The sequence below is a fragment of the Microbacterium canaveralium genome (genome assembly GCF_047238045.1).
Lineage (GTDB): Bacteria > Actinomycetota > Actinomycetes > Actinomycetales > Microbacteriaceae > Microbacterium.
This window is the reverse complement of sequence record NZ_JBDFMA010000003.1, coordinates 1,559,638-1,570,943: the sequence shown is the minus strand read 5'-3', so window position 1 is coordinate 1,570,943 and position 11,306 is coordinate 1,559,638. Positions and strand designations below refer to the sequence as shown.

9 protein-coding genes are annotated in these 11,306 nt (G+C 69.8%); 6 read left to right on the top strand and 3 right to left on the bottom strand.

Annotation, left to right across the window (positions count from 1 at the left end; all coding sequences use genetic code 11):
* From ABC271_RS08455 to ABC271_RS08445, 3 genes are all read right to left on the bottom strand, one after another.
* Complete coding sequence (locus tag ABC271_RS08455; RefSeq protein WP_412924447.1) at positions 1-1,320, bottom strand: MFS transporter; 1,320 nt, start codon at positions 1,318-1,320, stop codon at positions 1-3.
* A gap of 13 nt (positions 1,321-1,333) precedes the next feature.
* Positions 1,334-2,215, bottom strand: coding sequence for a shikimate dehydrogenase (locus ABC271_RS08450; protein ID WP_412924446.1), 882 nt, complete (start codon positions 2,213-2,215; stop codon positions 1,334-1,336).
* A 115-nt stretch (positions 2,216-2,330) separates the two neighbouring features.
* Positions 2,331-2,963, bottom strand: coding sequence for a TetR/AcrR family transcriptional regulator (locus ABC271_RS08445; RefSeq protein WP_412924445.1), 633 nt, complete (start codon positions 2,961-2,963; stop codon positions 2,331-2,333).
* A 50-nt stretch (positions 2,964-3,013) separates the two neighbouring features.
* On the opposite strand from ABC271_RS08445, the gene ABC271_RS08440 reads away from it, so the two are divergent.
* The 6 genes from ABC271_RS08440 to ABC271_RS08415 all read left to right on the top strand — a co-directional run bounded on the left by ABC271_RS08440 (position 3,014) and on the right by ABC271_RS08415 (position 11,226).
* Entirely contained in the window at positions 3,014-4,840 is a 1,827-nt protein-coding gene (locus ABC271_RS08440; protein ID WP_412924444.1) for a sugar phosphate isomerase/epimerase and 4-hydroxyphenylpyruvate domain-containing protein, read from the top strand.
* A gap of 13 nt (positions 4,841-4,853) precedes the next feature.
* The gene (locus tag ABC271_RS08435; protein WP_412924443.1) at positions 4,854-5,312 is read left to right on the top strand and encodes a type II 3-dehydroquinate dehydratase; all 459 of its coding nucleotides are present in this window, start codon (positions 4,854-4,856) and stop codon (positions 5,310-5,312) included.
* 81 nt (positions 5,313-5,393) lie between these two features.
* Positions 5,394-5,954, top strand: coding sequence for an elongation factor P (gene efp / locus ABC271_RS08430; RefSeq protein ID WP_412924442.1), 561 nt, complete (start codon positions 5,394-5,396; stop codon positions 5,952-5,954).
* Between the two features lie 2 nt (positions 5,955-5,956).
* On the top strand, positions 5,957-6,367 hold the full coding sequence (gene nusB, locus ABC271_RS08425) for a transcription antitermination factor NusB (protein ID WP_412924441.1): 411 nt from the start codon (positions 5,957-5,959) through the stop codon (positions 6,365-6,367).
* A 253-nt stretch (positions 6,368-6,620) separates the two neighbouring features.
* Entirely contained in the window at positions 6,621-9,569 is a 2,949-nt protein-coding gene (locus ABC271_RS08420) for a DEAD/DEAH box helicase (protein ID WP_412924440.1), read from the top strand.
* Positions 9,570-9,651: 82 nt separating this feature from the next.
* Complete coding sequence (locus ABC271_RS08415; protein ID WP_412924439.1) at positions 9,652-11,226, top strand: Rieske 2Fe-2S domain-containing protein; 1,575 nt, start codon at positions 9,652-9,654, stop codon at positions 11,224-11,226.
* The last annotated feature ends 80 nt before the right edge of the window (positions 11,227-11,306 follow it).

Sequence of the window (11,306 nt, the reverse complement as noted above, 5' to 3'; positions counted from 1 at the left end):
TCAGACGTTCGCGGGGACGCGCTCCTCGGCCACCAGGCCGAGACGCGCCGTGGGAACGTTCTTCGTCTCGCGGGCGGTGAGGGCGCTGAGCGCGGCGATGATCGCGATGACCGCGGTGAACACGCTGATCACGATCCAGCCGTTCTCGCCGCTCCCACCGAGGGCCGCGACGATGCTGGGTGCGAAGCCGGCCATGAGGAAGCCGAGCTGCGTGCCGATCGCCATGCCCGAGAAGCGGACCCGCGTCGAGAACATCTCGCCGTAGAACGAGGGCCAGACCGCGTTGGCCGCGGCGTACCCGAACGAGAACGTGAGGATCGCGAGGGCGAACGTGACGAGGGTGTTCCCGGCGCCCATCGACAGGATGTAGAAGGGCATGAAGACCGCCGACGACAGCGCCCCGTAGACGAACACGGGCTTGCGGCCGATCCGATCGGCGAGCTGACCGAACAGGGGCTGCGTGCCGAGGGCAACGATGTTGGCCACCACCACGAGCCACAGGGTCACGCTCGCGTCGAGCCCCTGCTCCTTGCCGTATGCGATCGCGAGGGTGCCGAACACGGTCGAGACGGCGGCGATGAACGCGCAGCAGATCACGCGCAGCACGTCGCGCCAGTGGTCGCGCAGCAGCGGGACGAGAGGCATCCGGGCGATCTGTCCGGTCGCCTTGGCCTCTTCGAACTCGGGGGTCTCGTGCAGGCTCCGTCGGATGAAGAACGCCACGATGACCACGACCGCGCTCAGCCAGAACGGCACGCGCCAGCCCCAGCTGAATTTGATGTCGTCGGGGAGGGCGACGACGGGGATGAAGACGAGCGCCGCGAGGATCTGCCCACCCTGCGTTCCCGTCAGGGTCCAGGACGTGAAGAACGAGCGGCGATTCTCGGGCGCGTGCTCGAGAGTGAGCGAGGACGCGCCCGCCTGCTCGCCGGCCGCGGAGAGGCCCTGCATCAGGCGGCAGACCACGAGCAGGGCCGGAGCAAACCACCCGATCTGCGCGAAGCCGGGGAGGCATCCGATGATGAACGTCGACAGGCCCATCAACAGGAGCGTGAACATCAGCACCTTCTGACGGCCGATGCGGTCGCCGAAGTGACCCAGGATGACAGCGCCGACGGGGCGCGCGACGTATGCGAACCCGAAGGTCGCGAACGACATCACCAGCGCCGCCTGATCACCCGACGGGAAGAACACCGTCGGGAAGATCAGCGCGGCCGCCGAGCCGAACAGGAAGAAGTCGTAGTACTCCACGGCGCTGCCCATGAAGCTCGCGGCGGCGGCCTTCACGGGAGTCTTCCGCGTCGTTGCGGTGGTGGTCATGGACGTGTGCTCCTTAGCGGGCGAGGACGTCGCCGGCGGCGACGAGGTCGAGGAAGTGCGCGGTCATGCGGTCGGGGTCGGGTCGCGTCCCGGTGATGAGGGCGAAGGCGTCGACGGCCTGGTGGACCGCCATGCGTCCGCCGCTCAGGGTGCGGCAGCCACGTTCGCGCGCCGCGATCAGCAGCTCGGTGTCGAGCGGCCGGTAGACGATGTCGGCGACCCAGAGGTCGGGTCGCAGCAGGTCGGCATCCAGGGGGAGTCCGGGGTGCTCCGCCATGCCGATCGGTGTGCAGTGCACGAGTCCGTCGGCTCCGGCGAGGACCGCGGCGAGATCGGCGGGGGCGGCGGCTGCGACGACGGCGGCCGGATGCCGCGCCGCCAGGTCGTCGGCGAGTGCCCCCGCGCGCTGCGTGTCGAGGTCGACCACGGTGAGGTGCGCCGTGCCCGAACGCAGCAGCGCGTCGGCGACGGCCGACCCGGCCCCGCCTGCGCCGAGCTGGACGACGCGGTCGGTGGCGGCATCCGGAAGCCCCTCGCCGAATGCCGCGGCGAAGCCGGTCGTGTCGGTGTTGTAGCCGATGCGTCCGGCGGGCGTGAACAGCACCGTGTTCACGGCGCCGAGCGCTGCGGCTACGGGGTCGATCCGATCGAGATGGGCCAGGACGCTCTGCTTGCACGGGTGCGTGACGTTGACGGCGTCGTAGCCGAGGCGTTCGGCCCACGCGAGGACGTCGCCGATGCGCTCGGGCTCGATGCCGAGGGTGGGGAGGTCGATCGGCCGGTAGACGTAGGTCAGACCGAGCGCCCGCGCCTCGGCCATGTGCATCGGCGGGGTGAGCGAGGGCAGGACCCCCGCGCCGATGAGGCCTACGAGGTAGGGGTGCGAGTCGATCACGGTACTCCTTCGTCTCCGGATCCCGGTCGGCGACGCTCTCGCGTTATGTACTAACCGGTACGTTCACAGAAAAGCACGACGAGCGACGCGTGTCAACAACGCGCGTCGACGCGCGTCAGGCCGCGGGGGCGGTGAGCCACCCGACGACGACGTCGCCGATGACCGTCCGCAGGTGGGCACGACGAGCGGGCTCCGCGAGATCCACGTCGAAGAGGTGGCCGAACGTGTAGCGGTTGGCGACCTGGAAGACGCAGTAGGCGCTGATGACCAGGTGCACGTCGATCGCTTCGACGTCCTCGCGGAAGAGTCCGGCGGCGCGACCGCGCTGGAGGATCTCGTCCAGAACGTCCTGCGCGGGCTTCGACGCCTCGCGCAGACCGTCGATCTGACGGATGAACTCGCCGCGGTGGATGTTCTCGATCGCGACGAGCCGGATGAACGCGTCGTGCTGCACGTGGTGATCGAACGTGACCTCGGCGAGCGCGCGCACAGCTTGGACGGGGTCGGAGTGGTCGACGTCGATGCCGCGTTCGGCCTCACGGATGCCGCGGTACGCCTCTTCGAGGACCGCCCGGTACAGGCCTTCTTTGCCGCCGAAGTAGTAGTAGATCATGCGCTTCGTCGTGCGCGTGCGGGCCGCGATCTCGTCGACACGGGCGCCGGAGTAGCCGTCTTCGGCGAAGACCTCGGTGGCGACGGCGAGGAGCTCGGCGCGGGTGCGCTCGGCGTCTCGGCGGACCTCGGGCATCGGCCCAGACTAGTGGACGGGCTATGTACCGGATGGTACATTCGGCGCCCATGAAGACCTCGATCGCGACCGTAGGCGTCAGCGGGACTCTCGTCGACAAGCTGCACGCCTGCGCCGACGCCGGTTTCGACGGCGTGGAGATCTTCGAGCCCGACCTCCTGGCGGCTCCCGAGAGCCCCGAGGAGATCGCCGCCCTGGCCGCGCGTCTCGGGCTGAGCCTCGACCTGTACCAGCCCCTGCGCGACGTCGAGGGCGTCGACGAGGAGACGTTCAGCGGCGTGCTCCGACGAGCCGAGGCGAAGTTCCGCCTCATGCGCCGCCTGGGCATGGATCTCGTGCTGTGCTGCAGCAACGTCGCGTCGGCGACGATCGACGACGACGACGTCTCGGCCGGCCAGCTCCGGCGCCTCGGCGACCTCGCCGAGCGATATGGCATCCGGATCGCCTTCGAGGCGCTCGCGTGGGGCCGCTTCGTCGACGACTACCGTCGCGCGTGGCGCATCGTCGAGAAGGCCGACCACCCCGCCGTGGGGATCTGTCTCGACTCGTTCCACATGCTCTCGCGGGGCCACGACCCCGCAGGCATCGCGGACATCCCCGGTGACCGGATCTTCTTCGTGCAGCTCGCCGACGCGCCGCTGCTGACCCTGGACGTGCTGTCGTGGAGCCGCCACCACCGGCTCTTCCCCGGCGAGGGAGGCTTCGACCTCGCCGACTTCACCGCTCGCGTGGTGGCGGCGGGATACACGGGCCCGTGGTCGCTGGAGGTCTTCAACGACACGTTCCGGCAGACCGACCCCCGACGCACGGCTCTGCACGCGCGGCGGTCCCTCCGGTGGCTCGAGGACGCGGTCGCCCGGATCGCCCCGGATGCCGTCGCCGAGCGCCCCGACATCGAGATGCTGCCCGATTCGGCGGCGCCGTCCGAGGTCGACTTCGTCGAGATCCTCGCCGAGGACACGTCCGACGTGGAGGAGCTGCTCGCTCAGCTCGGCTTCACCCCGCGCGGTCGCCACCGCACGAAGCCCGTCACGCTCTGGACCGCGGGGGAGGCCCGAGTCATCCTCAACGAGCAGCACGCCCGCGGCCGCGTGCCGCAACTCGCCGCGATCGGTTTCGAGGTCGACGACGCCGAGGCGGTCGACCTGCGCATGCACGACCTGCGGGTGCCGCGGGCGTACCGGCGCACCTACGCCAGGGAAGAACGGCTCGACGGCGCGGTGGCGCCCGACGGCACCGAGGTCTACTGGGCGCAGGCGGCCGATGAGGGCGACCCCGCGTGGGTGAGCGAGTTCGAGCACGGCGAACCGCCGCGCGAGAGCCCGATCCTCGGTGTCGACCACATCAGCCTGACTCAGCCGTGGCAGGTGGTGGAGGAGTCGACCCTGTTCTACACCGCCGGGTTCGCCCTGACCCTCGACAGCCGTACCGACGTTCCAGGACCCCAAGGGCTGGTCGAGAGCCGCGTGCTCACCGCCCCCAACGGAGCGATCCGCATCCCGCTGAACGTGGCGCCGCCGATCCTCACGGAGCGGGGGAGCGAGAAAGGATCCGTTCTGCCGCAGCACGCCGCGTTCCGCTGCACCGACGTGCGCGCACTCGCTCGCGCGTCTCGCGCTCGCGGGTTCCGTGCCCTGACCATGCCGGCGAACTACTACGACGACATCGCCGCCCGCTTCGACCTGCCGGACGGTTTCGTCGAGGAGCTGCGCGACCTGCACCTCGCCTACGACCGGGATGCCGAGGGCGAGTACCTGCACTTCTACACACGGACCATCGGCGAGGTGTTCCTCGAGTTCGTCGAGCGCATCGGCGGGTACAGCGGCTTCGCGGCCGGCACGGCGCCGGTGCGACTGACCGCGCAGCGGGGGCGCTGATAGCGTGCCTGGGGTGAGCACGCCACGCCGCCTCCTCCTCGTCAACGGTCCGAACCTCAACCTGCTCGGGACGCGCCAGCCCGAGATCTACGGACGCGACACCCTCGCCGACGTCGAGCGCGTCACGGCCGAAGCCGCCGGTCGCCACGGGCTCGAGCTCCGCGCGATCCAGAGCAATCACGAGGGTGTGCTCCTCGACGCCATCCACGCCGCCCGCCTCGACTGCGCCGGCATCGTGATCAACGCCGGGGGGCTCACGCACACGTCCGTCGCGCTCCGTGACGCTCTGGCATCCGTGGCGCTTCCCGTCGCCGAGGTGCACATCTCCAACATCAAGGAGCGCGAGAGCTTCCGGCACTTCTCCTACATCGAGGAGGTCGCGGTGGTCCACGTCATCGGGGAGGGCGTTCCCGGGTATGCGCGCGCCGTCGACCTGCTCGTCGACGTCATCAGCGGCCGCGCCGACGGCTGAGCGACCCATCGCGTAGACTGGATCGCTGGGCGAGCGCCGACGCGACGCCCCACCGACTCACGAAACGGAACATCGAAGCTCATGGCATCCACCGCAGACATCAAGAACGGCGTCGTCCTGAACATCGACGGTCAGCTCTGGAGCATCGTGGAGTTCCAGCACGTCAAGCCCGGCAAGGGCGGCGCGTTCGTCCGCACGAAGATGAAGAACGTCATGTCGGGCAAGGTCGTCGACAAGACGTTCAACGCCGGCGCCAAGATCGACATCGAGAACGTCGATCGCCGCGACTTCACCTACCTCTACAACGACGGCGAAGGCTTCGTCTTCATGGACGTGGCCGACTACGACCAGATCACCGTAGGCGCCGCGACGGTCGGTGACGCCGCGAACTTCCTGCTCGAGAACCAGCAGGTGCAGATCGCGCTGAACAACGGCAACCCGCTCTACATCGAGCTTCCCTCGTCCGTCGTGCTCGAGGTCACCTACACCGAGCCCGGCCTGCAGGGCGACCGCTCGTCGGCCGGCACCAAGCCCGCCACCGTCGAGACCGGCTACGAGATGCAGGTCCCGCTGTTCCTCGAGACCGGCACCAAGATCAAGGTCGACACTCGCACCGGCGAGTACCTCGGCCGCATCAGCTGACCTTGAGCGCCCGTACCAAGGCGCGCAAGCGCGCCCTCGACATCCTCTTCCAGGCCGACGTTCGCGGTGAGGAACTCCCCGTCATGCTGGCCGTCGAGGCCAAGCGTGCAGCGTCCGAGCCCGATCGTCAGGCGTCGTGGCTCTACGCCCGCGACATCGTGGACGGCGTCATCGACAACCGCGACGTGATCGACGAGCAGATCACGACGTTCGCGAAGGACTGGTCGCTCCAGCGCATGCCCGCCGTCGACCGTGCCCTCCTGCGGATCGGGACGTGGGAGATCCTGTACAACGACGAGGTGCCGACCGCGGTCGCGATCGACGAAGCGGTCGAGCTCGCGAAGGAGTTTTCGACCGACGACTCCGGCTCGTTCGTGCACGGCGTCCTCGCCCGGATCGCCCGCTCGTCCTGAGTTCCGCCGACGTGTTCCGACGCGGCTCGCGTTCCTCGCGGGTCGCGTGGTGGCGTGTGCCGACGCGCACGGGCAACCGGCGGGCGTCGCGACCTCCTCATCCGCCGATAAACGCGGTCCGTGACGAGAAACGCGAGGGCAGCCCGTTTCTCGTCACGGACCGCGTTTATCGAGGCTCACACCTCCTCGTGACCCCGACACCGGATCGGGGCGGAAGCCCGGCGATGTCGGACCTTCGCGGCAGGATCGCGGCATGAGCGACTGGCGCGGCCTCCTGCCCGACGCCGAGCGTCCCGGCTTCGAGCCTCTCGCCCTGGGCGTCGAGCTGCGCCAGCGCGAGGCATACGACCCGGCGCGGTGGGAGGCACGGTCGATCGATCCGGTCACGCCCCGCATGCTCGCGCGGCGGCAGGAAGACCTGCAGCTCGTCGCGCGACCGCTCGTGCGCGGCGCGCGCGAGACGTGGATCCGGGCGGATGCCACGTGGGACACGGTCCGTCGATCCACCGGCCGCTTCGATCCCGCCCACGTCGGGTGGTTCGCCGAACTCCACGCCCTCGCACAGGCGATGCGCACGACGGGTCCGTTCGTCGCGGCCAGCGACACCGTCGGCCTCGACGCGATCACCTCGCCGCTGCTGTGGCCGCACCTTCGCGCGGCGAGGGACCTCGGCATCCCTCTCGTGTCGATGCATCCGCAGCAGAGCGTCCGGCTCGCGGAGGAGGCGACCGCGCGCGTGTCCGTCGAGCCCGGCGACGGCGGCGCGCTCCGCCTCGCGGCCGCGATCGAGATCGAGGGACAGGCGATGGATGCCGGTTCCGTGCGGCCGCTCGGAACGGCGGGGGTGTTCACGTTCGAGATCGACCGCGATCCGGTGCCGCTCGTCCTCGCCCCTGTCGCCCTGCCGTCGCCCCTGCCGTCGCTGCTGGCCGACGGACCCGTCGTCGTGCCGACCGAGGACGCGGGGGAGTTCCTCGCCGACACGTACCCGAGGCTCGCGCGTCGAGTGCCGCTTGCCGTCGCCCCGGGTGTCCCCGCTCCGCCGCCTCCACTGCCCGTTCTCGAGGTGACCGCGTCGTACCTCGACGAGGAGGCCGTCGAGTACGCGCTGGACTGGGTCTACCCGGGCGGCATCCGCGCCGCCTACGGCACCCCGGCGGACGGCGAGCGCGACGCCCACGCCGAGACCGAGATCGCGGGCCGGGTCGAGGCGACCTGGACCGAGCGGGTCGACCTGCCCCTGCGGGCACGGGCGATGCTCCGTGACGCGGACGCGGCGGTCTTCGCGACGCGGCTGCTGCCCGCCCTCGACCTCCTCGCCGACGTCCGGGTGGTCACGCGCGGAACCGTCCCGGGGTTCCGCGAGCTGCGCGGAGATCCGTCGCTGACGATCACCGCCGTGCCGTCTCCCGACCGCGACTGGTTCGATCTCGGCATCGTGGTGGTCATCGACGGGCGCACGATCCCCTTCGGCACGCTCTTCACCGCGCTCTCGCGCGGGCGCACACGGATCAAGCTCTCGGACGGGGCGTGGTTCTCGCTCGCCCATCCGTCGCTGCAGCGCCTCCGGGATCTGCTCGAAGAAGCAGCCGAACTCGACGAATGGGAGACGGGCCCGCGCATCCCGCGACGGCACCTCGCATTGTGGAGCGACTTCGAGGACCTCGCGGATGAATCCGCCGCCGCGGTCGAGTGGCGCGACCTCGCGCGGGCGCTGCGCGACGTCTCCGAGGTGCCCGCCGTCGCCACGCCGCCGGGGTTCCTCGCGGAGCTGCGGCCGTATCAGCGCGACGGCCTGTCGTGGCTCGCGCTCCTGCACGCGCACAAGCTGGGCGGCATCCTGGCCGACGACATGGGCCTGGGCAAGACGGTGCAGATCCTCGCGCTCATCGCGCACGCGCGGGCGGCGGGCGAACGTCGGCCGTGGCTCGTGATCGCGCCCACGTCCGTGCTCCCGACGTGGAGCGCCGAGGCCGCGCGGTTCGCGCCCGGGTTGCGCGTCGTGACCGTCGAGGCCACCGCCGTGCGTCGAACGCGCACGATCGCTCAGCTCGCCGGGGGAGCCGACATCGTCGTCGCCCCGTACGGCGTGGTCCGGACGGATGACGCCGAGTTCGCCGTGCCCGAATGGGCAGGCGTGGTGCTCGACGAGGCGCAGTTCGTGAAGAACCCCGCGACCCGCATCCACCGTGCCGTGGCCGCGCTGCGGGCCGATTCGGTGTTCGCGGTCACCGGCACGCCGATCGAGAACGGACTCGACGATCTGTGGGCGCTCCTGGCGCTGACCGCCCCGGGCCTGTATCCCTCGGCGCGACGCTTCCGCGAGGAGTACGTCCGCGCGATCGAGCAGCTCCCCTCCGACGCCCCCACCGAACTCTCCGCCGCCGCGGCCGCCGAACACCGCCGCGGCAGTCTGGCGCGCCTGCGCTCGCGCGTCCGTCCCTTCCTGCTGCGCCGCACGAAGGACGTCGTCGCCGCCGACCTGCCGCCCAAGCAAGAGCAGACGATCGCGGTGCCGCTCGCCCCCGCGCACCGCGAGCTGTACGACCGCGTGCTGCAGCGCGAGCGTCAGAAAGTACTCGGGCTCCTCGACGATCTCGACCGTCAGCGCTTCATCGTCTTCCGCTCGATCACGCTCCTTCGCATGCTCGCGCTCGCCCCCGCCCTGGTCGACGAGCGCGACGCGCCCCTCGGATCGGCCAAGCTCGACGTGCTGCTCGAGCGGCTCGTCGAGGTGGCATCCGAGGGTCATCGCGCCCTCGTCTTCAGCCAGTTCACGTCGTTCCTCGATCTGGCGGCGGAACGCCTGGATGCCGCCGGCCTCGCCTACGCCCACCTCGACGGGTCGACCACCCGGCGCGGCGAGGTCGTGGAGGGATTCCGCGGAGGAGACGCCCCGGTGTTCCTCATCAGCCTCAAGGCGGGCGGTTTCGGGCTGACGCTCGTGGAGGCCGAGTACGTCTTCCTGCTCGACCCGTGGTGGAACCCCGCCGCCGAGACGCAGGCGATCGACCGCACCCACCGCATCGGGCAGACGAACAGCGTCTTCGTGTATCGCCTCATCGCGGCGGGAACCGTGGAAGAGAAGGTTCTCGAGCTCCAGCAGCGCAAGGCGGCCCTCTCGCGGGCGGTGCTCGACGACGGCGAAGCGTTCGCGAACGCGCTGGATGCCGATGACATCCGAGGAATCCTCGCTGGGTGATCGGTTGACGCGGCGCGCGGCCCGGGCGAGCGCGCGACCGGCCCGCGGGTAGACTCGACGGGTTCTCACGGACAGGAGCGACATGAAGATCACCGGCCTCGGCCACGCGGGAATGTTCATCGAGACCGCGGGCGGCAGCATCCTCTGCGACCCCGTGATCGGTCCGAGCTTCTTCGGCTCGTGGTTCCCGTTCCCCGACAATCGCGCGCTCGACTGGGAGCGCTTCGGCCAGGCCGACTTCCTCTACATCTCGCACCGCCACCGCGATCACTTCGACCCGGCGATGCTCGAGCGCTACGTCTCGAAAGACATCAAGGTCCTGCTGCCCGAGTATCCGACCGACGACCTCGAGAACGACCTCCTGGCCCTCGGCTACACCAACCTCGTCCGCACCGAGGCGGGTGTCCCGCTCCAGTTCGGCGACCTGAAGCTCATGATCACCCCGCTCCGCGCCCCCTCCGACGGCCCCATCGGCGACTCGTCGCTGTCGGTCGATGACGGCACGGCATCCATCCTGAACCAGAACGACTCGCACCCCCTCGACCTCGCGAAGCTGATGTCGTTCGGCACGCCCGACGCCTACTTCACCCAGGTCTCCGGCGCGATCTGGTGGCCCATGGTCTACGACCTGCCCCAGGACTCCAAGCAGCACTTCGCCCAGCTCAAGCGCGACGCGCAGAACAAGCGGGCGATGCACTACATCGAGAAGGTCGACGCGGCGCACGTCTTCCCCATGGCGGGCCCGCCGATGTTCCTGCGCGAAGCGCTGTTCCGGTACAACGGCACGGGTCTCGACGACGACTCGATCTTCACCGACCAGCGCGAGTTCCTCGCCTACATGAAAGAGCAGCGGCCCGATCAGAAGGGCTACCTGTTCCTCCCCGGCACCGAAGTCGAGGTCCAGGGTTCCGACGTGACGGTGACCCAGACGCTGTACAGCGACGCCGAGATCGACCGCATCTTCGGCGACAAGTGGGACTACCTCGCCGAGCAGCGCGACAGCCGGCAGGCCGAGATCGAGGCGGAAGAGGCATCCCGGGCCGAGATCATCCCGCCGGACGAGATGCTCGCGGCTCTGAAGGCGTGGTGGGAGCCGCTGCTGCGCCGCGCGCGCACGATCCGCAACGGCGTCGGTGGCATGGTCCGGTTCCGCATCGGCGAGCTCGACATGGTCGTGGACTTCCCGAAGGCGAAGCTCCGCGAGTACGCCGGCGAGGAGTGCATCTACTGGTACACGATCCCCGCCGACCTCGTCTCGACGAACATCCGCGACCACGAGATCGACTGGTCGAACTCGATCTTCCTGTCCATGCAGTTCGAGGTGGGCCGTTCGGGCAAGTTCAACGAGTTCCTCACGACGTTCCTCAAGTGCCTGTCGCGCGACCGCATCGAGTACGTCGAGAACTGGTATGCCGAGCAGTCCGATCAGACCGAGGATGCCGAGATCGACGGCTGGACCGTGCAGCGTCGCTGCCCGCATCTGCGCGCCGACCTCACCATGACCGGCAAGATCGAGGACGGCATCCTCACGTGTTCGCTGCACGACTGGAAGTGGGACCTCGCCTCGGGCCGCTGCCTGACGACGACCGGTCACCCGATCCGCTCGACGCCGTCGGGACTGGCGAAGGAGAAGGCCGCCGAGATCGCCGCGGGCTGAATCACCGCACGAGCGGAGGAGAATTCGTCGCGGGAGGACCGCATCCGCGGCTTCCATCCTCCGCCCGCCGAATCTCCTCC